Raw genomic sequence first — 24,870 nt, forward strand, 5'->3', positions numbered from 1 at the left:
CAACCACGCTACAACAGGACGGCGTGTGCCTCGTTCGCACGAAAAACGGCATCGAGCGCATTGCCCTAAAGCAGCGTCACCATCACTCGACCAAAGTGTTCAATGTCCCAACCGCTCGCCGGGGCTCTCTTTCAATCTTGTTTGAACTGGCCTGTAAAGCTCGGCGTGTACACGGGTGAATCGTCGGCGTCGACACGAGCGAGCAGCGACTTCACGTCCCTGGCCCGAATCACGCGTCCAGCTTGGGCGTCCACCATCGCAGCCCGCGTGGCGGCGTTTGGGAGCGCCACATCACAAGGCAATACGTGCCGCCGGGCAACCTGTTCGTAGAACAGGCTGATCGCGGCAGTCGGGGATATGCCAAGCTGCGCCAAGACATCCTCAGCATCGTGCCCGAGGTTCGGCTCGACCCGGGCGCGTACGGTTCCCGACTAGGGCAGGCGGTGCTCCCGTAGTGGAAATCGCTTCACTGCCGTCTGAATACGTGGCCCGGCAGGGCTACATGCGTCGTTCGATCGATTTTGAACAGTCGGACCTGGAAGCAGCGTTAGAACGCAGGCTGGAGAGTATCAGGAAGGCGGAGGCAGTGGACCACGTGCCGTTACGGCTGCGTTTATCCTGATGCGCCCGCTCTGCTCCCTTAACCGTAGGCAGGTTCGCTGCACTACGCATTGGGAAGTTCTCCACTCGCCGCTTCGTCGACCACCGGCCGGTAGCGGAGTGCCTCACCCACATGCAGCCGGCTGACCACATCGATGTCGTCGAGGTCGGCGATCGTGCGGGCGACGCGCAGCACGCGATGATAGGCGCGGGCACTGAGCGCGAGCTTGTCGGCAGCGCGCACGAGCAATGCGCGGGCGTCGGGTTCGAGCCGAGCGGCGGGTGCGATCAGGCGGACGGGCGCCGTGGCATTAGTGAGTGCGGCGAGCGGTTGCGTGCCGGCGGTGTGCGCGTATCGCGCCCGCTGTCGTTCGCGGGCCGCGATCACGCGGGCTCGCACGTCGGCCGATCGCTCCTGTGGCGTATGGGTGGACAGGTCAGCTGGTGGCACGCGCTGCACATGGACATGTAGATCGATGCGATCAGCGAGTGGGCCGGACAATCGTGCGCGATGTCGAGCGAGGTCGGCGACCGAGCATCGGCAGTGACGATCCTCGCTGCCGGCGTAGCCGCAGGGGCACGGGTTGCTAGCCGCGATCAGGGCGAAGCGGGAGGGGAATCGCACCGATCGTGCGGCGCGGGCGACGACCACCACGCCGTCTTCGAGTGGCTGTCGCAGGGACTCCAGTGTATGCCGCGGAAAGAGGGAGAGTTCGTCGAGAAAGAGGACGCCGCGATGGGCGAGGCTCACTTCTCCGGGGCGCGGCCAACTGCCGCCGCCAACGAGTCCGGCGGTCGAAATGGAGTGATGTGGTGAGCGGAACGGGCGCGCGGGTGTTGCGCTGGTGGGTACGTGCTCGGGTCCCAGCAATCCGGCCACTGAATGAATCGCGAGCACCTCGAGTGCTTCCTGTTCATCGAGTGGCGGCAGAATGCCTGGCAGTCGACGGGCGAGCATGGTCTTACCGGCACCTGGCGGTCCGACCAGGAGCAGGTTGTGGGATCCGGCGGCCGCGATCTCGAGGGCGCGCACGGCGAGCGATTGTCCGACGACATCGCCGAGTTCGGGTGTGTCATCCGGGGGCGCGTCGAGGCGTCGGGGACGGGTGTCGCCGCGTGCGGTGCCGTCGCGCAGAGCCCGCACGAGCTCGGCGAGGGTGCGTGGTGCCATGGCGCGGGCGCTGGGCACGCGCAGTGCTTCGGCCAGATTATCCGGCGGCACGATCAACAGGGCGTCGCTGGTCGCAGCCACATGCCGCGCCACAGCGAGCACCCCGCGAACGCTCCGGAGCTGTCCATCAAGTCCCAGCTCTCCCACCGAACAAGTGTGCTGCAGCGATGCGGCGGGGAGTTGTCCGCTGGCGGCGAGCAGGGCGAGCGCGATGGGAAGATCGAAGGCGGTGCCGGTTTTCGGCAGATCGCCAGGCTGGAGATTCACCGTGATCCGTCGCGGTGGAATCGTGAATCCTGAATTCACCAGCGCCGCGTGCACGCGGTCGCGGCTTTCCTTCACTGCCGTCGCGGCGAGTCCGACGAGCGTCCACTGAGGTAGCCCATTGGCTACATGCACTTCGACGAGCACGTCGAGGGCGTCGATGCCGAGGACGGCGGCGGAGGGGGCGGCGGCAAGCATGGCGCGAGTGTAGCGCGATTGGCGCGGAGCACCGTCATCCGAATGCGGCGGGCATCATCGGAACTACGCCACGAGCGCAGTCACGAACGGGCGCCCTCGGGGGCGCCCGTTTGAGTTCCCAATCAAAGCAAGCGTGGAGCACCGACCGCACGACCTACCGGAAGAAGTAGATGTTATCCACGTACAGCACCGTGGGGCCACCGGCGACAAAGAGCATCTGTTGCAGTTTGTTCTTGGCCGTGAGTCCTACGAAGCTGGCCAGCGGGCTGTTGAGCGACACCCAGCTACCGGTGGCGATTTGACCCGCCTGGTACTGGCCGATGGCCGGCGTTCCCGTGGCGTCGTTCACGAGCTGTATTTCGAGCGTGGTCGATGGATTCGGTGACCACACATCGACGTGCAGGCTCGTCATCGTCGTCGCATCGATGTTGTTGGCGGGCACGCCCGGGCCGAATTCAATGCCGACGAAGTTGAAGAGCGAGGACTTCTTGATGGCGCGACCGGCGACCGTGAACGGGTCTGTCAACTCGCTGTTGGCGGCGCTCCAGCTGGTGCGGAACGTATCGACGCCGCGGTTCGTGTAGACCGTGGTGAAGAGCGAGATCACATCGACGGCGGCCTTGGTCGGCGCGGCGGCGATCGTGGTCGGGGCGGCCAGTGGTGCGGAGACCGTCACGGTCGAACTGGATGCCACCGCTAGCCCGCTCATCGTAGCCGTGATCGTCGCGGTGCCCGCGCTCACTCCGGTCACGAGACCGGCCACGCTCACGGTGGCCACGGCGGGGTTGCTCGACGCGAGTGTGTACCATCTCCAGGCCACGTCGGTGAGCTTCCCGCCGTTTGGCAGGTCCGGCGTGGTGAAACTCACCGTGTTCGGTCCCGGATTCAGCTGCTGTGGTGCACCGACGGCGACGTTCAGCGCAGGCCACGCAACTGTGGCCGCCGTGGGCGCGGCCACGTGGCTTGCGGGCAGGCTTTCGTACTGCACGTCAGCAAACCACACCGTGTAGTTGTTCGGACCGTCGGCGAAGTGAAACAACCCATTCATCGCCGTGGCCTTGCTCGGATTCGGCATTGGGATGATGTACTTCGTGAACGTGGTGGTGAGCGGAAGGCCGATCAACTCCGCGTTCAACGCCGTCGTGGCGGCATTGTTGCCGATACCAACCTTGAGCGTGGCGTTGGCCGCGCTGCTTCTGGCCCAGAAGGTGAGGGCGTTAAAAGTGGAGAGGTTGCGCGTCGTCGTCGCGACGAACGCGCCGCCGGAGTACCCACCGCCGCCGGTGACGACGGCCTTGATGGTCTTCTTGCCGTTGTAGAGAGTCGTCGCATCGATCGTCACGGCGTTTGTGGCACCGCCGAAATCGGCAAAGCTGATGCCGGCATCATAGGCATCGGAGAACACGACGGAGCCCGTCGCGACGGGCGCCGTGACCGTGACCAGGCGCGTCGTGGTCCGAGTGGATGCGGTGTGGGTGGCGGTGATCGTCGTGGTACCCGCGCTGACCGCGGTGACCAGCCCCGTGCTGCTCACCGTGGCCACGTTCGCGGCCGACGAGGCGAACGTGACACCCGTGGTCAACGCGCCGGTCGTGGCGTCGCTGTACGTGCCGGTGATCGTGAGCGGCTGCGTCGCGGCCACGAGCAGAGTCACCGTGGCCGGCGTGACGGCGATCGACGACAGCGTCGGCGCCGCAGGGGCCACCGTGATCAGCGCGGTGGCCGACTTGCCTGACGCCGTGGTGGTGATGGTCGTGGTGTTGGCGGCGAGCGCTGTGACCAGGCCCGCCGTGCTGGCGGTCGCGACGGTGCTGGCCGACGAGGTGAACGTGACGCCCGACGTGAGCGCGGCCGTCGAGTTGTCGCTGTAGGGGGCCGACACCGTGAGGGGCTGCGTACCGCCAATGGGGAGGCTGGCGGTGGTGGGGGAAACGGCGATCGACGAGAGCGTCATTGCCGCGGTGCTGCTCGACGAGTCGCAGCCAGCGAGCAGAACGCTCGTACAGGCAACGAGAACGACGGCAATTCGGCGGAATTGCGAGATACGCATGCAGGGCCTCCAAAAGGCGATGTCGAAACCACGACATGAGGGAGTCCGGGCGCGCGGCGGGGATGCGAGCCAAGCAGCAAGCAACGGCGCCGCGCGTGCACTTTGTTTGGTAGCAAAACAAAGAGTCGAGGCAAACTGCCACAAAGTCAAGAAAGTGGTGTCGCGGGCCCCGGCCAGCGTTTACCGTTCTTGTCCATGAAGGACCGATGAGGCACACTCGGCGCCAGATCCAAACATTGTTCGGACTTCATACGAACTGGTGTTCGTTGGACTGACCGTGATCCCACCTCGAGTCACCTCGGGCCCGAAGCGCCGACAGCTCGCGGGCGGTGCACGCCCAGACAGCGCGTTGCCGGCATGGCTGGCCCCGCGCGCGCGCGGGGCGTACCGTACCAGAATGCTGACGACGTTCGCACGATTCACCCGCGCTGCCCGTGCCGCCCTGCTCGTGGTGTGCTCCGCCTGGGGGCCCATCGCGGCACGAGGCTCGGCCCAGGGTGCGCCCGAGATCTACGCGGTACGCTACGGCGCGGTCGCCAACATGCCCGTGTCTTCGCTGATCGCCGGCGCGGATACCGCCCGACGACTCGATGTCGCGCTCACGGTGTGGGTCATCAAGCCCGGGAACGATCGTATCGTGCTCGTCGACGCCGGCTTCTACCGCGAGAAGTTCATCGCACGGTGGAAACCCGTGGACTACCAGAAGCCGTCAGACGCCATTCGCGTGCTTGGGATCACGCCGGAGCAGGTCACCGACATCATCGTGTCGCACGTGCACTGGGATCACGTCGACGGCATCGATCTCTTTCCCAATGCGACCGTCTGGATTCAGCGCGAGGAGTACGAGCATCACGTGGGCGACGGTGGTGTGTCACTTGATCGCGCCGCCGATGCCCTCGACGCCGCAATGCTATACGCGCTGCGCCAAGCCGGCCGCGTGCAGCTGGTGGACGGCGACGCGCAGGATATCATGCCCGGTATCCGCGTGTACACTGGCGGAAAGCACACCTTCGCGTCGCAGTATGCCGGCGTGCAGACCGCGCGCGGAACGGTCGTGCTGGCGTCGGACAACGCGTACCTCTACGAAAATCTCGACACGCGCACGCCGATCGCCCAGACACTCGACCGCGCCGCAAATCTTGCGGCGCAGCAACGCATGCTGGAACTCGCGGGCACCACCGGCGTGGTGGTGCCCGGACATGATCCCGCCGTGTTCACGCGCTTCCCGGTGGTGGGGAAGGGCGCGGTTCGTATTCGCTGACGCGACCTCGCGCGTCAGGTGGCGCGTACGTACACGCAGCCGTGGTCCTGCGCGACCGACGTCGCGAACACTCCAGACGGCTGCATGATGATGCCCGGGAGCATCATGCTGCGGGCTTTCGTCGCGGCGGCGTCGGGCGACAGCGCATCGGCGGTGGCGATGGTGTCGATGACAGATTGAAACGCGAGCGCACACGCGAGCACGATCACGCCGCGCGCAAGCTGCTTGTCGAGCGCATGCGCCTCGAGCCCTGCGGGAAGTCCGTCACCTGCACCAAGCAGTGCCGGACTCCGGGTTAACGGTGCTCCGGTCCATGGATGTGTGACGTGATGCTTCTCGCCGACTTTGTAGCGGTCCCAGAAGTCCTGCTGCATCGCGAGCACAATGCCGTCGTGCCGTAGCACGATCACCGGAGACAGGGCGCTCGCCGGCACATTGAACGCCGACATGTACTGCGCGCTGACAATGCCGGCGCGCAACACGCCGAGTCCACCACCAATGTCGGGACTGTCGTAGACGGCCTTGTACTTACCCGTCAGTCGGCGTGTCCACGTGACATCGTACTGCGGCGCCGCTTCCGTTCCGGTGCTTGCCGCGACCGCTCGCTCGGCCCACGCAGCCTGCGCTGTCATGGGCAGCAGCGTGGCAGAAAGACTGCCGAGCGCAAATTGCTGTAGAAAGTCACGTCGCGCGGTGGTCATGGCGTGTTCTCCAACGCTGGTGTGGACCCTGAAGGTGGACGCGACGTTGTGCGCCGCACCGTATCCGTTAAAGCTACGACGCAATACGCGTCCCGCCAGAATGACCGCGCGACCTCAGCGGTTCGTGACGCGGCGCCGGAGTCCCTCGCGCCACGAGCCTTCGAGATTCGCCGTCTAGGCGGCGTCGGCGCTGCCGCAGCCAACGAGCGCCAGGCTGGCGGCGCACCGGGTGAAACGACGGGCAACGTGTGGACGCCCCGCGGCCGCGGCCGCGGCCAAGGGGACGGGCCAGGTGGCCGGCGGGCGACGGTCCGACGTGGGACGACTGGCGCGCGGTCCGGTCATCGCGAATCGGGGTACCATGTCTGGGAGTTGCCAGACACGACCGCTGCCGCTGGTGGGTGGTCGGCCGTACCTTCCCGTTCCACCTCCGACCCCCGCATCCTTTGGGCTGTCTCTCTCGAATCGGCTGCATCGTTGTCCTGGCCGTCGGTGGCGTGGCGGCGTACTGGCTCTACGGCGATCGACTGCCGTCGGTCCTGTCACGGGCCGCGTCCGGCGCCGCGAGCCGGGTGACTGACGCGGCGACCAGAGCTAGCGAGCGCCTCGACAGCAATCAGGGCGCGCGCATCGCGTCCGAGAACGACGAGTCCCGCCGCGCCGATCGCGCGAAGCGCGAGAAGGCCATCGTCTGGGCGCGACTGACTCCAGCGGGATCGGCCGGCCGCGAAACGATCGCGCGCTTGTCACGTCGCAACGGGCCGACATACGTGTCGCTGCGCGCGCCTGAACTCGCCGCCCTGTTGGCCACGGGACTGGCACAGGCGCTGCCGTCGTCGGCGTCACGACCGGAAGTGGCGATCGTGGACGAGTACGTGCTGTTGCGGACGGTGGTGGACCGGCGCGACGTGGCGGGTGACGGGGCGCTGCGCGGCCTGCTTGGGATGGCCCTCGAAGGACGCGACACGTTGCGGTTGGCCGGCACGCTCGATCTCGTGCGCCCGGGCCTGGCCGAGTACCGCGTGCGCGAATTGCGCATCAAGGGGATCGATGTGCCGCCGCGGCTGATTCCGTCGCTCATCAAGGCGATGCACCGTGCCGTACGCGTGGATTCGCTGCCGTCCGATGCGTTGCCGATTCCGCTGCCCAAGGCCGTGGCCGACGTGCGCGTCGCCAATGGCAAGGTCACACTCTACAAGGCGGTAGTACCATGAGCGCCCGTCGCATTCTCGTCGTCGACGACGAACCCGGTATTCGGCAGGCCCTCGGCCAGCTGCTCGAGTATGAGGGCTATGAAGTCAAGACCGCGACCGGCGGTGCCGAAGGCATCACGATCTACGACAGCTTCCGTCCGCAGCTCGTCTTTCTCGATGTGAAGATGGCGGGACTCGACGGGCTCGCGGTGCTCAAGCGTCTCCGTCAGGCCGATCCCAACGCCACCGTGGTGATGATCAGCGGTCACGCCACGATTCAAACGGCGGTCGAAGCCACGCAACTCGGCGCCTATGACATCCTCGAAAAGCCGCTCGACACCGATCGCGTGTTGGTGCTGCTGCGCAACGCGTTCGAAACACGGTTGCTCAGCGAAGAGAACGAGCGGCTGCGCGAAACGATCGAGTCGCGGTACGAGATTGTGGGACGCACCTACGGGATCCGCGCGCTGCTGGAACGGATCGACAAGGTGGCGGGCACGCCGGCGCGCGTGCTCATCACCGGCGAGAATGGCACGGGCAAGGAGCTCGTGGCGCGGGCGATTCATCGCGGGTCGCTGCGGGCCAAGAAGCCGTTCGTGGAAGTGAACTGTGCGGCGATCCCGTCGGAGCTGATCGAGAGTGAACTGTTCGGTCACATGAAGGGCTCCTTCACGGGCGCCATCGCCGATCGCGCGGGCAAGTTCGAGCAGGCCGACGGCGGCACGTTGTTTCTCGACGAGATCGGTGACATGTCGTTGAGTGCGCAGGCGAAGGTACTGCGCGTGTTGCAGGACGGATTCGTGACCCGCATTGGTGGCAGCAAGCCCATTCAAGTGGACGTGCGCGTGCTCGCGGCCACGAACAAGCATCTTGAAGACGAAATCGCGAGCGGCCGCTTCCGCGAAGACCTCTTTTATCGGCTCAACGTGGTACCCATTACGGTGCCGCCGCTGCGCGAGCGTCGCGAGGACATTGAACAGCTGGTGGTGTATTTCCTACAGCAGTTCGCGGCGCGAGACGGACTGCCCGCGCGCGGCATCACCGACGAGGCGCTGGCGCGACTGTCGGAGCTCGACTGGCCCGGGAACGTGCGCGAGCTACGCAATACGGTGGAACGCCTGGTGATACTGGCGAGCGCCGCGACGATCACCGCCGCCGATGTGGAACGGTTGGTGGGGAAGCGGTCGGCCGAACCGGCGGGGTTGGGTAACCTTGTCGATTGCACCACCTTCGAGGAGTTCAAAGTCGCCGCCGAGCGGGCGTTCTTGCTGGCCAAGTTGCGAGCGTTCGACTGGAATGTGTCGGAGACGGCGCGGTCGCTGGACATGCCCCGGTCGAATCTCTACAAGAAGATCGAGCGTTATGCGCTCACGAGAGAAAGCACACCTGCCTGACCTTCAGCCCGACCCGGATGAGCGATCGCAATTGGGAAGCCGAAATGGCCAAGATCGACCAGCAGCTGGCGTCGGTCTCCGACGAAGCGCTGCTGGCCGAGAGCAAGGCCGTGGCACCGACCAAAGCAGGTGGGCGAACGGTCGCGGCACCGACGGTAGCGGCGCCAGCGCGGAGGGCGGCCCCGCTGGCGCCGACGGCGGGTGCGTGGCGAGGCTGGGTGCAGGTGGCGATCGCCGTCGGTGCCGCGGCTGGGTTGATGTTCTGGCCGTGGCCGGCCCAGTGCGGCGGCCCCCTGATTGGCTTTGCGGCGGCCACCGGCGCGGTGGCGCTATTGGGCCTCTGGAGCGCGATCGGGACGTGGAGGCATCGACTTGGCTTCGCGCACGTGGCGTCGCTGCTGGTGGTGGTCTGGGGGCTCGTGCTGGGCGCCCGCGAGGTCCTGCCGCGCACCGGGTACGCGATTCCAACGACCGAGCGTAGCGAAGGCTGGAGTTGCCCGGCGCCATCGGGACTCCCCACCGTCGCCCCCGTTTCTGGCTAGCTTACGGGGATGACGACTTTTCAGAACTTCATTGGTGGCGCGTGGGTCGCGCCGTCGACCGGCGACTATTTCGAGAATCGCAATCCGGCCGACCAGCAGGACCTGATCGGCCGCTTTCCGGCGTCTGGCGCGGCCGACGTGGACGCCGCCGTGCTGAGCGCGCAGCGTGGGTTCGACCGCTGGAAGCGCACCCCGGCACCGGCGCGCGGTGATGTGCTGCGCCGGGTCGGCGATCTGATGGCGGCGCGCAAGGAAGAGATCGCCAACCTCATGACGCGCGAGATGGGCAAGCCGCTCGCCGAAACGCGCGGTGATGTGCAGGAAGGGATCGATACGGCGTACTACGCGGCCACCGAAGGCCGCCGCCTATTCGGCCACACGGTGCCCAGCGAACTCGCCAGCAAGTGGGCGATGACGATGCGTCGCCCGATCGGCGTGTGCGGGCTGATCACGCCGTTCAACTTCCCGATGGCCATCCCCACGTGGAAGGCTTTCCCGGCACTGCTCTGCGGCAATTCGGTCATTCTCAAGCCGGCCGAAGATGTCCCCCACACGGCTACCGTGTTGGTGGAGATTCTGCTCGAGGCCGGACTGCCGCCCGACGTGATTCAGCTCGTGCACGGGATGGGTGAAGTGGTCGGCAAGGCGCTCGTCGAGCATCCACAGGTGCCGGTGATTTCCTTCACCGGTTCGACTGAAACGGGACGCGTCGTGGGCGAGACGTGCGGTCGCCTGCACAAGCGGTTGTCGCTCGAGATGGGTGGCAAGAACGCGCAGATCGTGCTCGACGACGCCGATCTCGATTTGGCGATCGACGGGGTGTTGTGGGGCGCCTTCGGCACCACGGGTCAGCGCTGCACCGCCACCAGCCGCCTCATTTTGCAGCGCGGCATTCATGACACCCTCGTCGAGCGTCTGGTAGCACGGGCGACGGCGCTTGTGCTCGGCGACGGACGTCTCCCCGGCAACGAGGTCGGACCGCTCATCAACGACGCGGCGCGTGAGAAGGTCGAGCGCTATATCCAGCTGGGGCGGGAGCAGGGCGCCACGCTGCGTTGCGGCGGCGCGCGGGCTACGGGCGGCGCGCTCGATCGCGGGTTCTTCTTCCAGCCGACGATTTTTACGGACGTGACCGCAGGATCCCGGTTGGAACAGGAAGAAATCTTCGGCCCGGTCCTGTCGGTGATTCAGGTCGCGACCGTCGAGGAAGCGTTCGCGGTAAATAACGGAGTCCGCTACGGCCTGTCGTCGTCGGTGTACACGAACAACGTGAATGTGGCGTTCCGGGCCCTCCAGGATCTCGACAACGGCATCACGTACGTGAATGCGCCCACGATCGGCGCCGAGGCGCACCTGCCGTTCGGTGGGGTGAAGGAAACGGGTAACGGACATCGCGAAGGCGGCTGGGAAGTGTACGAGTTCTACTCGGAGACCAAGGTGGGCTACGTGGATTACTCCGGTGCACTTCAGCGCGCACAGATCGACAACTATTGATGAGCGTGGTGCAGGCGATCGCGCAACGTGACGATGAGTTGGTGAGGGGCTGATGACGCCGAGGAAAGATCACCGCGCGAACGCCTTGCGGGCGGCCAATGGCCGCTCGCGTCGGCGCGCGTTCTCGTTCGGCTTTCTCTGGGAGTGGGCCAAAGTACTGCCGCCGGCGGTGCTGCTCTTTCTCGTGCTCCGCACCTTTGTGGTGGAAGCGTACAAGATTCCGTCGGGCAGCATGGAGCGTACGCTGCTCGTGGGAGACTTTCTCTTGGTGAACAAGTGGTTGTACGGCGCCGAGGTGCCGTACTCCGCGCGTCGGTTGCCGGCGAGGCGGGCACCACAGATCGGCGACATTCTGGTGTTCGAATGGCCCGCCGATCCGACCAAGAGTTTCGTGAAGCGACTGGTGGGGCGGCCCGGTGATACGCTGTCCATGCAGGGCGGTTCGCTGCTGCGAAATGGCGTCTTCCTGCAGGAGGCGTACGTGTCGCATGCGGTTCCCACCGTCGATCCGATGACCGACGAATTCCGCTGGCAGCGAGGCTACCTCACCAGGACGGCGGCGGCCGCCGACGCGGGGATGCCGCCGATCTATCGCCCGTCGCGGGACAATTGGGGGCCCATCGTTGTGCCGGCGAAGCACCTGTTCGTGCTGGGCGACAATCGCGATACTTCGCTCGATAGCCGCTACTGGGGCTTTGTCCCCGACAGTTTGCTGCGCGGCACGCCGTGGATCATCTACTTCAGCTTCACGCCGGACTCCACGGCGCGTGCACCGTGGCTCACGCGCATCCGGTGGGGACGTCTCGGGGCCATCGTTCACTAGCGATCTCGCGGCCGATTTAGCGGCGGCATGCGTTGACGAACGGGGCCTTGGTAGTTCACAGTTAACGGAGTAGAAGTCGGTTGTTGTATGCAGGACGCCGCGCTCCCCCCGCCGCGCGGTCGCGTGTCCAGTCTCTCTGCCACACGAGCCGCTCCGCCATGGCTGTGACGTCCACGAAAAAGAAGGTGTCGTACGAGGAAGGCTCCCTCGATCAGTACCTGCGCGACATCAGCGCGTACCCGCTGATCTCCCGCGAAGAAGAAGCGGAGCTTGCACGTCGCATCCGGGTTGGTGATCAGGAAGCGCTCGACAAGTTGGTGCGCTCGAACCTCCGCTTCGTGGTGTCGGTGGCGAAGAAGTATCAGAATCAGGGCGTGTCGTTGTCCGACCTGATCAATGAAGGCAACCTTGGCCTCATTCGCGCGGCCCACAAGTTCGACGAAACGAAGGGCATCAAGTTCATCTCGTACGCTGTGTGGTGGATTCGTCAGGCAATTCTGCAGGCGCTGGCCGAGCAGTCGCGTATCGTGCGCGTGCCGTTGAACCGGGCCGGTACGCTGCATCGCATCGGGAAACGGGCGAATACCCTGCTGCAGGAGCTGGGGCGCGAAGCGACACACGCCGAGATCGCCGAAGGGATGGACATCACCGAGGAAGAAGTCGCCAAGACGATGTCGATCTCGCAGGTGCATTTGTCACTCGACGCGCCGCTCACGCCGGGCGAAGACAACCGGCTGTTGGACTACCTGCCCGACCTGAACCACGCGACGCCGGATGAGCAGACGTTCGAGAAGGCGCTGACCGAAGCGATCGAGGATTCGCTCGGCAGCCTCAAGGAGCGCGAGTCGAAGATTTTGCGTCTGTACTTCGGGATCGACGACACGGAGCCGATGACGCTCGAAGAGATCGGCTCGCTGCTGGGCATCACCCGCGAGCGTGTGCGTCAGATCAAGGAGAAGGCGCTCTCGCGTCTCCGGCATGTTTCGCGATCCAAGTCGCTCGAAAGCTTCCTGGGCTGAGCCCGCACAAATTCTATGGCTTCTACGTATTCCTTCGACGTCACCACGAGCGTCGACCTGCAGGAAGTAGACAACGCGGTCAATCAGACGCAGAAGGAGATCGCGCAGCGATTCGACTTCAAGGGCGCTCTGGTCGAGATCGAGTTCAAGCGCAGCGACAGCATCGTGAACCTCGCAACCGACAGCGACATGCGGATGGAGGCGTTGTTCGACGCCCTCCGCGGAAAGCTGATCAAGCGTGGCGTGCCGGTTAAAAATCTCGACATCGGCGACGTGAAGCCTGGTGGCGGCGATGTGCTGCGCCGCGAGATCAAGCTGAAGATGGCGCTCGATTCCGATCAGGCGAAGAAAGTGTCGGCCACCATCAAGGATGCCAAGCTCAAGAAGGTTACGGCCAGCATTCAGGGCGATCAGGTGCGCGTGTCGAGCCCAGACAAGGATGCACTGCAGGACGCGATTGCCGTGCTTCGGAAGGCAGACTTCGAGGTGGAGCTGCAGTTCGGCAACTTCCGATAAAGAGCGGCTGAGCTACCTTTCGAGGATGCTCAAGTTCGGTCTGGTCACCCTCGGGTGCGATAAAAACACGGTAGACTCCGAGCGGTACCTGGCTGATCTCGTCGCTCATGGCGGCGAACAGGTCACCGACCTGCGTGACGCCGATGTCGTGGTGGTCAACACCTGCGGTTTTATCGACGCCGCGAAGGCCGAATCGATCGAAGCGATCGTGGCCGCCGCGCGTCTGAAGGACGACGGCAAGTGTCAGGCGGTGTTCGCCATCGGCTGTATGGTGGAGCGGCACAAGGCCGAGCTGGAGGAGGCGCTGCCTGAGGTCGACCTGTTTCTCGGCAACTCCGAGATCGACCGTCTGATTCCCGAGCTGGTGGAGCGCGGACTGCTGGGTGGGTCGCTGGTGGAGCATCCCGGCGTGCGCCTGTTCGGTGGTGACTTGCCGCATGTGCGCTACCTGAAGATCTCCGAAGGGTGCGACCACGGCTGCGCGTTCTGCGCGATTCCGCTCATGCGCGGCAAGCATAGGTCGTTCGCGCTCGATGATCTGGTGAAGGAAGCGCAGCTGCTGGAAGTACAGGGCGCCCTCGAGATGAATCTGGTGGCGCAGGATCTGGCCCACTACGGTCGCGATCGTCGGGATGGTGTGGCATTGCCCGAGCTGCTCGAAGCGCTGGTAGGCGAAACATCGATCCCGTGGATCCGCAACATGTACCTCTACAGCACTGGCATCACGCCGCGGCTGCTGGAGGTCATTGCCGCGCATCCACGCATCGTGCGCTATCTCGACACGCCCATGCAGCACGGCTCCGATGCGGTGCTGGCGCGCATGCGTCGCCCCGAACGTCAGAAGACGATTCGTGAGCGACTCGCGCAGTATCGCGCGATCGTGCCGGATCTCGCCGTGCGCACGTCGGTCATCGTGGGGTTCCCCGGTGAAACGGAAAGCGACTTCGAGATCCTGTGTGACTTTCTCGAGGAGATGCAGTTCGATCGCGTGGGCGTGTTCACGTATTCGCCGCAGGAAGGCACCCGCGCCCACCGCATGGACGACGATGTCGCCGATTCGATCAAGCAGGAGCGCAAAGAGCGCATCGAAGAGCTGCAGCGCGCCATCACGTCGGAGCGCTACGAGCGCTTCCTCGGCGTCGAAGCGCGGGTGCTCGTGGAGCGCGCCTCCGACGTAGCCGGAGAAATGCTGTGCCGCGCCCCGTGGCAGGCCGATGACATCGATGGGCTCGTGCACGTGCCGATCAGCGCAGCGTCGGGCATCATGATGCCCGGTTCTTTCGCCGACGTGCGGATCGAGCAGGTCGTGGATGACTATGATTTCCGCGCCACACTGGTGCGCGTGGCCGAGCAAGCGGCGGCGCCGATTCGTCGCGCGTCGCGCATCCTGCCGCTGGTCGGCAGTGGCATTCCCGACAGTTCTTCCGTGGGGAGTTTCGGCCGATGAGCAGTCCGACAGAGCTCGCCGCCATGTTGACGTCGCGCCCGAGCGCGCGTTCCGCCGAGATCATGGCGCGAGCGCGGGCTCGTTTTCCGGGTGGCGTGAACTCCCCCGTCCGCGCCTTCGGTGGCGTGGGCGGTGAGCCGTTCGTGGCCAAGCGCGGCAAGGGGGCGCGGGTGTGGGACGCCGACGGCAACGAGTATCTCGACTACATCCTGTCGTGGGGCCCGCTGGTGCTGGGGCATGCGCCCGATGTGGTCCTCGAGGCCGTGTCGCGTGCGATGCAGGACGGCACGAGTTTCGGCATGCCGACCGAACGTGAAGTGGAGTTGGCCGACATGATCGCCGAGCGGATGCCGCACATGGAGATGGTGCGCTTCACCTCCAGCGGCACCGAAGCGGCGATGACCATTGCGCGTCTGGCCCGTGCTATCACGGGGCGCGAGTACATTCTGAAATTCGAAGGCTGCTACCACGGTCATGCCGACGCATTTCTGGTGCGTGCCGGGTCTGGCGTGGCCACGCTCGGGTTGCCCGATTCGCCGGGCGTCCCGGAGGCGCTGGCCAAGCTCACGCTAACCTGCCGATACAACGACCTCGCAGAGGTGGCCCGTATTGCCCGCGAATTTCCCCTCGCGGCGATCATGCTCGAGCCGATCGTGGGCAACAGCGGATTTATCGAGCCGCTCCCCGGCTTCATCCCCGGATTGCGAACAATCGCTGACGAAACCGGGGCGTTGCTCGTCTTTGATGAAGTCATGACCGGTTTCCGTATCGCCTTCGGCGGCGCTCGCGAGCGCTTTGGTGTCACCCCTGATCTCACGGCCCTCGGCAAGGTGATCGGCGGGGGGCTGCCGGTGGCGGCCTATGGTGGCCGACGTGAGCTCATGCAGCACGTGGCGCCCACGGGCAAGGTGTATCAGGCCGGCACGCTATCGGGGAATCCGTTGGCGATGGCGGCGGGACTCGCCACGCTCGGCGCACTCACGCCGAGCGTGCACGACGGCATCACCGCGCAGACGGCCGTGCTGGTGCAGGGCATGCGCGACATTGCGGCCCGACATGGCGTGCCGTTCTCGGCCAGCCATGCCGGTTCGATGTGGGGCTTCTTCTTCCGCGATGAACCCGTGCACACGTACGACGACGCCAAGTTGTCGGACACCACGCTGTTCAAGCGGTTCTTTCATGCGGCGCGTCGACGTGGCGTGTCGCTCGCTCCGTCCGCGTTCGAGGCGGCCTTCATGTCGTCGGCGCATGGCGATGCGGAAATCGCCGAAACACTGACCCGACTCGACGACGCGCTGGGCGCGGCCGTCGCGCAACGGGACTAGCCCGGGAGCTCATGCGCGCGCTCATCGCTGGTGCCTTCGGTACGCTGGTGGCCGCCGCTGCCCTCACGGTGGCGTGCGCTCCTCGTGGCGGCAGCACTGGCCCCGGCACACCGCTCCCCGTCGGTGAGGGCCCGATCACGGGCGAGGCGCATGGGCGATTGGACGGACGAGACCGGATGGCGCGCATCGCGCTGGCCGGGAAAGCAGGGCAGGCGCCGGTGTCGGCCACCGGGCGCTGGCGGATCGATGAGCAAGGTGGACGCACGAAGTTGGTGAGTGGACAGGGCGCCGAGAATTGGCGGATCGAGCAACAGGGCGGGTTGCTGCGGGTGGCCGGTGACAACGGAGATGCCACGCCCTGGCGCGAAGGGCCGTTCGTAGCCCGTGCGTCGGATGCGGGCTCCGCGCTGCGCTACGACAATCGTCGCTATCGAGGCGAGCTCTGGTTCACGCCCACCGATAGCGGCATTCTCGTGGTCAACCGCTTGCCGGTCGAGGACTACCTCCGCGGCGTCGTGCCGATCGAGCTGGGCACGCGACAGCCGGCCGATCGGGCCGCGCTCGAGGCGCAGGCGATCGCGGCGCGGAGCTACAGCTATATCCGTGTGCCGTCGGACGCGGCGGTTGAGCCGCGTTCGGGCTGGCACATGGTGGCCACCGTACAGAATCAGGTGTACGCCGGCATGGATGTCGAGGCGCCGATCGTGAACGAGGCAATCGACAACACGGCCGGGCTGGTGATCCGCTACGATGGCCTGCTGGTGGACGCTCCCTACTACTCGTCGTGCGGTGGACGGACGGCGGCGCCGAAGGAATCGTGGCGGGATGTTCGCGAGGAACCGTATCTCCAGTCGGTGGACGATACCGATCCGCAAACTGGGCGCCCCTACTGCGACATTTCGCCGCGGAACCACTGGACGGCGGAGTTCGACGAAGGGCAGCTCAGCGAAACGGTGCGGCGGGCGTTGGTGGCTGCCGGTGCGCGCGATCCGCGTCCGGGCGTGGTCACGGAAATGCGAGTCGAGGGTCGGACGGCATCTGGTCGCGCCACGGCGCTGGTGCTGCGGACCGATCGCGGCGACGTCACCGTGCGCAACAACGAGATTCGCAATGTGCTGCGGAATGCGCGTGGCGCGATCCTGTCCAGCACGTATTTTTCAGTTGACCGCGAATCCCGTGCTCGTGGACACCTGTCCGGTGTCAGCCTGCGCGGCCACGGCAACGGCCACGGAGTCGGGATGTGTCAGTGGGGAGCGATCGGCCGGTCACGGGCCGGCCTCGACGCTCGCACGATCCTGCGTCATTACTATCCGGGGACCGTCGTCGGGTTCGCCGACTGATCTGTCATCTTTGGAGGCGTGAATGAAAGACGGCGTCCGTATCGCCGTCGTCGGCACGGGAGCAATTGCCCAGCTGACGCACATCCCTGTTCTGTCCAAGCTGCGCGGTGCCAAGCTGGTCGCGCTGTGCGATAACGATGGGGCCAAGGCGCGGGCCTTGGCCGATCGCTTTGACGTGCCCGACGTGTTCACCGATTTCGAGGAATTGCTCGACAGCGACGAACTCGACGCGGTCATCATCGCCACGCCCAATCACCTGCACGAGCCGCATGTGCTGTCGGCGCTCCGCGCCAAGCTGCACGTGTTGTGCGAACGCCCCTTGTCGCTCACCACGCGAGGGATCGAGCGGTGCCTGGCGGCCGCACAGAAGGCCGATCGGCGGTTGGTGGTCGGACACAATCACCGGTTCCGCTCCGACGTGCAAGCGCTCGATCAGTTCATCCGCAACGCGGAACTGGGGCAGGTCACGTCGATTCGCGCCGGCGCGCTGCACGTGAAAAACACGGCTGATGGCTGGCGCAATCGTCGTGCCGAGTCGGGCGGCGGCGTATTTCTCGAGCACGGGTTTCCGTTGCTCGATCTCGCGATGTGGCTGGCGGAGGGCCCCAATCCGATCCGCGTCGTGTCGTCGATGCGTCGCGGTCGCGCTGGAGGGTCGGTGGAAGACGCGATGCAGGTGTTCCTCGAGTGCGAGAACGGTCTCGTGCTCAACATCGATGTGTCGTGGTCGTACGTGGGTGATGAAGATCGCTGGTGGTTCGAAGTCCATGCAACGCGCGGCTCAGCGCGATTGGCACCGCTGCGCGTTACGAAAGAACTGAACGGTCGTGCGGTCGATGTGTCGCCCTCGGGCGCGGCGGCTCGCGAAAGCCCGTTTCTGCAAAGCTATCGAGCCGAAATCGCGCACTTTCTCGCCGTGATCAACGGTGAAGCACCGTACGAGCCACCGACCGATCAGGTGCTCGTGCAGAAGGTGGTCGAGGCGATCTACAAGGCCGCCGACGACGGGAAAGAGATCCGCTTCTGATGACGGTCACGACAGTTCGTCGGGCCCTGGCGGCGGCGATGCTGATCGCCTCGTCGGCGTTGACGTCGGCGTTGACGTCGGCGTTGACGGCGCAGTCGCCCGCACCGCCCGCACCAGGCGTGTCGGCATCCCTCGACAGTGCCCGGGCCCTGCGCGGGGCGCGCATGTCGGTGGCGATCATCACCTATGGGCCGGGCGAGTTCGTGTTCGAGAAGTTCGGACACATCGCGATCGCGCTCACGGATAGCAGCACCGGTCAGGACATCGCCTTCAACTGGGGCATGTTCGATTTCAATCAGCCGCACTTTCTCGGGCGCTTTCTCACCGGCGACACGAAGTACTGGATGGCCGGCTACCGTACCGCGGATTTCAACGCCGCATACATGGGGGAGAATCGCACGATCCGCCAACAGGTGCTGCAGCTCAGCGCCGTGCAACGCGGCGCGATCGCCGACTACGTGAGCTGGAAGGCGCAGGACGCGAACAAGTACTACCGCTACGACTACTACGCCGACAACTGCGCCACGCGCGTGCGCGACCTAGTGAACTGGACGCTGCAGGGACAACTTGACGCGCCGTTTCAGGCGCCCGGTAGCGGACGCACGTGGCGCAACGAAACCGCGCGTATCACCGCCAGCGATCCGTTGGTGTATTCTGGCATTCAGATCGCGCTGGGACGCAATGCGGATCACACGCTCACCAAGTGGGAAGAATCGTTTCTGCCCGAGTTGCTGGCCAATCACCTCGCCGCCCTTACCGTGACCGATGCGAACGGCGCGCCGGTGAAGCTCATCACCAGCGACTCTGTGCTGTTCACCGCTGATCGCTCCGCGATGCCCGATCAGGCACCATCTCGGCTCCCGACAGCACTCGTGCTCGGCCTCGTGCTCGCCGCGCTGGTGGTGCTCCTGGCCGGTGCGCGTGCGGGTGTCGCGCGGTTGGTGCTCAGCGCGTTCTCAGCGCTGTGGTTTCTGGTCGGTGCATCCTTGGGCATGGCGCTGCTGCTGGCGGGTACGCTCACCAAGCATGCGCCGTACATGGGCGCTAATCTCACCGTACTGCAGCTGCATCCGCTCATGCTGGTGGCGGCGGTCGTGGTAACGATCGCTCTGTGGCGCGGCACGCGCAGTCGCTCCGCCATCGGTGTGTCGGCGCTGGTCGCGCTACTCTCGCTGGTGGGGCTGCTGCTGCAGCTCGTGCCGTCGCTGCATCAACAGAGTGGCGTCGTGCTGGCGGTGATCGTGCCCGTGCACCTCGCGTTCGCGCTCGCGATGCTGCGCTTGCCGACACAGCTTCCGTCGCGCGCGGCACGCGCCAGGCGATGACGTCAGCCCGCGTCGCGGTCGGAATCGACGTTGGTGGGACCTTCACCGATCTCGCCGCATTGCACGTCGATGGCACGGTGCACACGTCGAAGGTTCTGAGCGTGGCGAGTGATCGCGCCGCCGGTGTGCTCGAGGCGCTACGCGTGGCTGCGCTGGATGGTCCGCAGATCGCGCATATCGCACACGGCACCACGGTCGTCACCAACTTGCTGCTCGAGCGCGCGGGTGCCCGCGTGGTGGCCTGTGTGACCGCCGGATTCACTGATCTACTCGAGCTGCGCCGACAGGAGCGCGCAGCGCTGTATGACTTGGCCAAGCATCACCCGCGTCCGCTGGTGGCGCCGGCGCAGGTGATTCCGGTGCGCGAGCGGATTACGCCCGAGGGCGTTACGCTCGCGCTCACACACGAAGCGATCGTCGACGTGGTGAACGCCGTGAAAGCGCAGCAACCGGATACCGTCGCCATCACGCTGCTGCACGCCTACGGCGATCCAACGCATGAACGTGCGCTTGGCGATGCGCTGCGCGCGGCGTTGCTAGACGCCGGACTCGCCGCCGACGTGGTGTGCTCGCACGAAGCGTTGCCGGAAATCCGCGAGTACGAGCGTATGGCGACCACGGTGGCCGAGGCGTATGCGCGACCGGCCGTGCGCCGGTATCTGTCGGGGCTCTCCGAACGACTGGCGCAACATGCCTATCCGGCGCCGCGCGTCATGACCTCGGCTGGTGGCACGCTGTCGGCGCATGATGCGGCGTCACACGCCGCTGCACTCGCGTTGTCCGGCCCCGCTGGCGGAGTCACCGGTGCCGCCGCGATTGCGCGTGCGTTGGGAGTATCGCGCGCGCTCACGATCGACATCGGCGGTACCAGTGCCGATGTGGGATTGGTGGACGATGGCGAGCCGCTGGTGGAGCGTGGCGGTGCAGTGGCCGGTGTGCCGATCGCACTGCCGCGCGTGTTAGTCGAGGCGGTCGCGGCCGGTGGTGGCAGTATCGCCTGGCTGGACGACGGTGGGGCATTGCGTACGGGGCCGATGAGCGCCGGGGCCTCGCCCGGTCCGGCCGCGTACGGTCGCGGCGGTGTGCGCCCCACAGTCACCGATGCGCATGTGGTACTGGGTACGATTGTGCCGGGCGAATGGAGTGGCGGGGTGCACATCAGTCTCGAACGCGCACGTACAGCGGTCGATACCATCGCCGCGCCGCTCGGCGTATCGCTGGAGCGGGCGGCCGAGGCGATCATTGCCACGGCTGATGCCACGATGGCGCGGGCCCTGCGCCGCGTGTCGGTGGAGCGCGGCGTCGATCCGCGAGACGTACCGCTGATCGCATTCGGTGGCGGCGGTCCACTGCATGCTTGTGGACTGGCTGAGCGGTTGGGTATGCGCCAAGTGATCGTGCCACCGCATGCCGGTGTGTTGAGCGCCGTCGGACTGGCGTTGGCCCCCGAGCGTCGTGAGTCGCTGGTGAGCGTGATGCAGCGGGTCGATGCGCTCAGTACGGCGTCATTGGGGGCGCTGCTTGAAGCCCAAGCGCACGAGCTGCGTACCGACGACGACGAGCACAACGCCGGAGCGCTCGACCTGCGCTGGTGGCTTCGCGCCCGCTACGAGGGGCAGGGGTATGAGCTCGACATCCCCGTGCAGCCGGGCGACACGCCGACGGCCGTCGCGGAACGGTTCGTGGCGCGGCATCATCAACGGGCAGGCTTTGTCCTCAGTCGGCCGGTTGAGTTCATCAGCGCGCGCACCACGCTCAGTAGTGCACCATGGCCGGTCCATTTTGCGCGTCCATCGCGCGATGGCCAGTTGCCGATTGACGTGGATGATGGACGCGCGATGACGCGGGTGCTTGAGGGTCCGGCCGTCGTACGACTGCCGGATGCGACCATGCGGATCGCGGACGGCTGGACCGCGCGGTCGCTGGAAATCGGAGGGTGGATGCTGGAGCAGCAACAACGATGACGATGTCGAAGACCACGCATATCGGACGCATTCTCGGCACGCCGGTGCCGATGCTGATGCCGTTGGACGGCCCTGTGTACGTGCTGCTGGTGGGCGAAGCGCCTGGACCTCGCGGAGCCGACAAGAGCGGCGTGCCGTTTCTCGGCGACGCGGCGGGCAAGGTGCTGTACGACGTCCTCGTGCGCTTGGGCGCGATGACGCTGCCGCCGGAGATCGAGTGCATGGCGTGGGATGGCTCGCTCTTTGTGGCGAGCGGCATCGTGCCCGTCGCGCAGGGCGTGGCGCTGGGCAATGCCTTCGACCGCTGCCCTACCGACGATGGCGCCACCTTTCGCGCGCCGATGCGCTCAGAGCTCGAGGGCACGGCGAACCTCGCCCGACTCACCCGCGACATCAACATCCTGAGCGGGCGCGGACTCAAAGGCATCGTGACGCTCGGTCGGGTCGCGACGCGCACGATCGAAGTGCTGTTCAAGCGCGCGCCGATGCCGGAGCTGGCGCGTCGCGCGTTGCCGCATCCGTCGGCGCAGGGACTGTTGTCGATGGCCCCCGATCGCGGCAAAGGTGCGAAGATGGCGGATTTGCAGGAGGCGTGGATGGTGCGCTGTCAGTACGCGATTCTGCAGGCGGGCTTTCCCGCCCCCGAGCCCGACAAGTCGTGACGCAGTCACGCGCGCGCTTCGACGCGCTCGAGCTCACGGTGTTTTCGCAAGGCGTCGCGATGCTCGCCGAGGAGATGGGCGGACTGCTGGAACGCAGCAGTATTTCGCCGAACATTCGCGAGCGGCGCGATGCCAGCTGTGCGTTGTTCGATGCCGACGGGCGCATGGTGGCGCAGGCCGCGCACATTCCCGTGCACTTGGGCGCCATGCCGGAGTCGGTGGCGGCCGTGCGCGCCTGCGGTGCGGCACCGGGCGACGTGTATCTGCTCAATGATCCGTCGCACGGGGGGTCGCATCTCCCCGACCTCACGATGGTCGAAGTGATCGCCGACGCGCACGATGCCCAGCGCATCATCGGCTACGCCGCCGTGCGGGCGCATCATGCCGATGTGGGTGGCATGAGTCCGGGCAGTATGCCGTTCGGCGCGACCGAACTGTTTCAGGAGGGTATCATCGTGCCGCCGGTGCGCATCGAGCGTGGCGGCGTGGCGCAAGAGGATGTCATGCGGCTGGTGCTCGCCAACGTGCGCACCCCTGACGAACGCGAAGGGGATCTCCGCGCGCAACGCGCGGCCTGCGCGGCGGGACGTACCGGATGGCAGGCGCTGTACGCCAAGCTCGGTGCCGAGACGTTGGGTGACGCCGTGAATGCGCTGCTCGATTACACCGAGCGGCGTGTGCGCGCGCGTCTGGAGTTGTTGGAAGGCGCCGAGGGCCGAGCTGCCGATGCACTGGAAGGCGACGGCGTGAGCGACGCGCCGATTCCGGTGGTGGTGCATGTGCGCGTACAGAACGCCACGTTGCATCTCGATCTCACCGGCACCTCACCCGCCGTGCGCGGCAACGTGAACGCTCCGCCCGCCGTGGCGCGCGCGGCGGCGGTGTTCGTGTTGCGCGTGTTGTGCGACGACGATGTGCCCGTGAACGACGGCGTCGCGCGCGCGCTGGTGCTCACGATCCCCGACGACTGCGTGGCGAACGCCAAGCGACCGAGCGCCGTGGCGGCGGGCAATGTGGAGCTGTCGCAGCGTATGACTGATGTGTGCTTCGCCGCGCTGTCGGCGGCGGCGGAAAGTATCGGCGTGCATGACCTGCCCATTCCCGCCTGCGGGCAGGGCACGATGAACAACGTCACGCTTGGCGCGCCCGGGTGGAGCTTTTACGAAACACTTGGCGGCGGGCAGGGCGGCAGTGCGCGCGGTGATGGCCCCGACGCCGTGCACGTGGGCATGAGCAACACGCGCAACACACCGGTGGAATCACTCGAGCGCGCGTATCCGCTGCGAGTGGTGGAATATTCCGTGCGTCGTGGCAGCGGTGGCGCCGGCGCAAGCCGTGGCGGCGACGGCATCGTGCGCCGCTATCAAGCCATGGTGGCGTGTACCGCCACGCTGCTCACCGAACGTCGTCGTGTGGCACCGCCGGGGGCGAAGGGTGGCCACGATGCACAGCCAGGGCGGAATCTGTTGAACGGCGAGCTGCTGCCGGCCAAGTGTCGGGTGAGTATGAACGCGGGCGATGTGCTGAGCATCGAGACGCCGGGTGGTGGCGGGTGGGGAGCACCGAACAGCTAGGGAAACTCTGAACAAGTCGTGCGTTTTTCGGTGCTTCGCACAATATTGGCGCTGTCGAATTGCCTCTACGTGACTGAGCCCCATGCGCCTGATGCGTGAACAGCGGACGTTGTCCAGCATCGCCTACGACACTAAGCGCAAAGTGACGCGCCGCGAGCGGTTTCTTCAGGAGATGGACGCGGTGATTCCGTGGGCGACGCTGCTGGCGCTGATGGCCCCGCACTATCCGACGGCGGGTCGCCGCCGGCGGCCGATGCCGCTGGCAACGATGCTCCGCGTGTACTTCCTGCAGCAGTAGTTTGATCTGTCGGATCCGCAGGCGGAAGTCATGCTGTACGACTGGGAGGCGATGCGGCGCTTTGCGCAGGTCGATCTGCTCGATGACCGCGTCCCGGACGAGACGACGATCCTGCGCTTCCGCCATCTGCTGGAGGAGCCCGAGCTCACCGCGCAAATGTTTGCCGCGGTCAAGACGCTGCTCGAGAAGAAACGGCTGTTGCTCAAGGCGAGGACTATCGTCGATATGATCAGCATCGCCGCCCCGAGTTCGACGAAGAATGCGGACAGGGCCCGCGACCTCGAGATGAAGCAGTCGCGGAAGGGCAATCAGTGGTACTTCGGCATGAGGCGGCACGTCGGCACGGATCGGCACGGCCTGGTACATTCGCGCACCACCACGCATGCGGCCGCCGCCGACATCACGCAGCTCCCGCACCGGCTGCATGGGCCGAGAGACGACGCTCCACGGCGACAAGGCGTACTACAAAGGCGACGACAAAGTGCAAAGGGAACTCAGTGGCGGGCGGTATCTCGTGAATAAGAGTGGCAAGCGCACGCCCTACGTCGACGCGATTCATCGCACCCGGTCGCGCACGGGGCGCGCGTCGAGCATGTGTTTCATGTCGTGAAGCGGCGGTGGGGCTTTGCCACGGTGCGGTATCGCGGGCTCGCGAAGAACACGGTGCGTGCGTACGCCGCCT

Annotated in this window: 21 protein-coding genes and 2 pseudogenes; 19 read left to right on the plus strand and 4 right to left on the minus strand. The window is 65.9% G+C overall.

The annotated features are described in order from the left end of the window. Positions 1-131: 131 nt before the first annotated feature. The 3 genes and pseudogenes from ACLL97_RS06365 to ACLL97_RS06375 all read right to left on the minus strand — a co-directional run. Positions 132-416: pseudogene (locus ACLL97_RS06365) on the minus strand (type II toxin-antitoxin system RelB/DinJ family antitoxin); the annotation flags it as partial. Positions 417-664: 248 nt separating this feature from the next. Then, positions 665-2,233, minus strand: a complete 1,569-nt coding sequence (locus ACLL97_RS06370) for a YifB family Mg chelatase-like AAA ATPase (RefSeq protein WP_411279647.1) — start codon at positions 2,231-2,233, stop codon at positions 665-667. A gap of 154 nt (positions 2,234-2,387) precedes the next feature. Beyond that, positions 2,388-4,283 carry an Ig-like domain-containing protein gene (locus ACLL97_RS06375; RefSeq protein WP_411279648.1) on the minus strand — a complete coding sequence of 632 codons (1,896 nt, stop codon included), beginning with the start codon at positions 4,281-4,283 and terminating at the stop codon, positions 2,388-2,390. 397 nt (positions 4,284-4,680) lie between these two features. Between ACLL97_RS06375 and ACLL97_RS06380 the strand changes: the two genes are divergently transcribed. Further along, a complete protein-coding gene (locus ACLL97_RS06380) occupies positions 4,681-5,544 on the plus strand; it encodes an N-acyl homoserine lactonase family protein (RefSeq protein WP_411279649.1) in 864 nt (287 codons plus the stop codon). A 14-nt stretch (positions 5,545-5,558) separates the two neighbouring features. Here ACLL97_RS06380 and ACLL97_RS06385 read toward each other — a convergent pair whose 3' ends face one another. Next, the gene (locus ACLL97_RS06385; protein WP_411279650.1) at positions 5,559-6,245 is read right to left on the minus strand and encodes a hypothetical protein; all 687 of its coding nucleotides are present in this window, start codon (positions 6,243-6,245) and stop codon (positions 5,559-5,561) included. Positions 6,246-6,691: 446 nt separating this feature from the next. Between ACLL97_RS06385 and ACLL97_RS06390 the strand changes: the two genes are divergently transcribed. The 18 genes and pseudogenes from ACLL97_RS06390 to ACLL97_RS06475 form a co-directional block, all read left to right on the plus strand. Continuing rightward, the gene (locus tag ACLL97_RS06390) at positions 6,692-7,459 is read left to right on the plus strand and encodes a hypothetical protein (RefSeq protein ID WP_411279651.1); all 768 of its coding nucleotides are present in this window, start codon (positions 6,692-6,694) and stop codon (positions 7,457-7,459) included. After that, positions 7,456-8,832: a sigma-54-dependent transcriptional regulator gene (locus tag ACLL97_RS06395; protein WP_411279652.1), complete on the plus strand. Its 1,377-nt coding sequence runs from the start codon at positions 7,456-7,458 to the stop codon at positions 8,830-8,832. Before ACLL97_RS06390 ends, ACLL97_RS06395 begins: the two co-directional genes overlap by 4 nt. Positions 8,833-8,849: 17 nt before the next feature. After that, positions 8,850-9,374, plus strand: a complete 525-nt coding sequence (locus ACLL97_RS06400) for a hypothetical protein (protein ID WP_411279653.1) — start codon at positions 8,850-8,852, stop codon at positions 9,372-9,374. 9 nt (positions 9,375-9,383) lie between these two features. Next, on the plus strand, positions 9,384-10,868 hold the full coding sequence (locus ACLL97_RS06405) for an aldehyde dehydrogenase family protein (RefSeq protein ID WP_411279654.1): 1,485 nt from the start codon (positions 9,384-9,386) through the stop codon (positions 10,866-10,868). A 52-nt stretch (positions 10,869-10,920) separates the two neighbouring features. After that, entirely contained in the window at positions 10,921-11,691 is a 771-nt protein-coding gene (gene lepB, locus ACLL97_RS06410) for a signal peptidase I (protein WP_411279655.1), read from the plus strand. Between the two features lie 158 nt (positions 11,692-11,849). Further along, the gene (locus tag ACLL97_RS06415) at positions 11,850-12,710 is read left to right on the plus strand and encodes an RNA polymerase sigma factor RpoD/SigA (RefSeq protein WP_411279656.1); all 861 of its coding nucleotides are present in this window, start codon (positions 11,850-11,852) and stop codon (positions 12,708-12,710) included. Between the two features lie 15 nt (positions 12,711-12,725). Continuing rightward, positions 12,726-13,226: a YajQ family cyclic di-GMP-binding protein gene (locus ACLL97_RS06420; RefSeq protein ID WP_396219293.1), complete on the plus strand. Its 501-nt coding sequence runs from the start codon at positions 12,726-12,728 to the stop codon at positions 13,224-13,226. 25 nt (positions 13,227-13,251) lie between these two features. Continuing rightward, positions 13,252-14,673, plus strand: coding sequence for a 30S ribosomal protein S12 methylthiotransferase RimO (gene rimO / locus ACLL97_RS06425; RefSeq protein WP_411279657.1), 1,422 nt, complete (start codon positions 13,252-13,254; stop codon positions 14,671-14,673). Next, positions 14,670-15,998: a glutamate-1-semialdehyde 2,1-aminomutase gene (gene hemL, locus ACLL97_RS06430; protein ID WP_411279658.1), complete on the plus strand. Its 1,329-nt coding sequence runs from the start codon at positions 14,670-14,672 to the stop codon at positions 15,996-15,998. Before rimO ends, hemL begins: the two co-directional genes overlap by 4 nt. An 11-nt stretch (positions 15,999-16,009) precedes the next feature. Next, a complete protein-coding gene (locus tag ACLL97_RS06435; protein WP_411279659.1) occupies positions 16,010-17,338 on the plus strand; it encodes a SpoIID/LytB domain-containing protein in 1,329 nt (442 codons plus the stop codon). Between the two features lie 22 nt (positions 17,339-17,360). Then, the gene (locus ACLL97_RS06440; RefSeq protein WP_411279660.1) at positions 17,361-18,365 is read left to right on the plus strand and encodes a Gfo/Idh/MocA family protein; all 1,005 of its coding nucleotides are present in this window, start codon (positions 17,361-17,363) and stop codon (positions 18,363-18,365) included. Beyond that, complete coding sequence (locus tag ACLL97_RS06445) at positions 18,365-19,690, plus strand: DUF4105 domain-containing protein (protein WP_411279661.1); 1,326 nt, start codon at positions 18,365-18,367, stop codon at positions 19,688-19,690. Before ACLL97_RS06440 ends, ACLL97_RS06445 begins: the two co-directional genes overlap by 1 nt. Next, a complete protein-coding gene (locus ACLL97_RS06450) occupies positions 19,687-21,654 on the plus strand; it encodes a hydantoinase/oxoprolinase family protein (RefSeq protein WP_411279662.1) in 1,968 nt (655 codons plus the stop codon). Before ACLL97_RS06445 ends, ACLL97_RS06450 begins: the two co-directional genes overlap by 4 nt. Next, the gene (locus ACLL97_RS06455) at positions 21,651-22,316 is read left to right on the plus strand and encodes a uracil-DNA glycosylase family protein (protein ID WP_411279663.1); all 666 of its coding nucleotides are present in this window, start codon (positions 21,651-21,653) and stop codon (positions 22,314-22,316) included. Before ACLL97_RS06450 ends, ACLL97_RS06455 begins: the two co-directional genes overlap by 4 nt. Beyond that, positions 22,313-23,890 carry a hydantoinase B/oxoprolinase family protein gene (locus ACLL97_RS06460; RefSeq protein WP_411279664.1) on the plus strand — a complete coding sequence of 526 codons (1,578 nt, stop codon included), beginning with the start codon at positions 22,313-22,315 and terminating at the stop codon, positions 23,888-23,890. Before ACLL97_RS06455 ends, ACLL97_RS06460 begins: the two co-directional genes overlap by 4 nt. 82 nt (positions 23,891-23,972) lie before the next feature. Then, positions 23,973-24,188 (plus strand): hypothetical protein, encoded by a 216-nt coding sequence (locus tag ACLL97_RS06465; protein ID WP_411279665.1) that lies wholly within the window; start codon positions 23,973-23,975, stop codon positions 24,186-24,188. 6 nt (positions 24,189-24,194) lie between these two features. Next, positions 24,195-24,710 carry a transposase gene (locus tag ACLL97_RS06470; protein ID WP_411279667.1) on the plus strand — a complete coding sequence of 172 codons (516 nt, stop codon included), beginning with the start codon at positions 24,195-24,197 and terminating at the stop codon, positions 24,708-24,710. Positions 24,711-24,779: 69 nt separating this feature from the next. Beyond that, a pseudogene (locus ACLL97_RS06475) lies at positions 24,780-24,870 on the plus strand (hypothetical protein); the annotation flags it as partial.

It is taken from the genome of Gemmatimonas sp., from assembly GCF_046594945.1.
Classification (GTDB): Bacteria; Gemmatimonadota; Gemmatimonadetes; order Gemmatimonadales; family Gemmatimonadaceae; genus Gemmatimonas.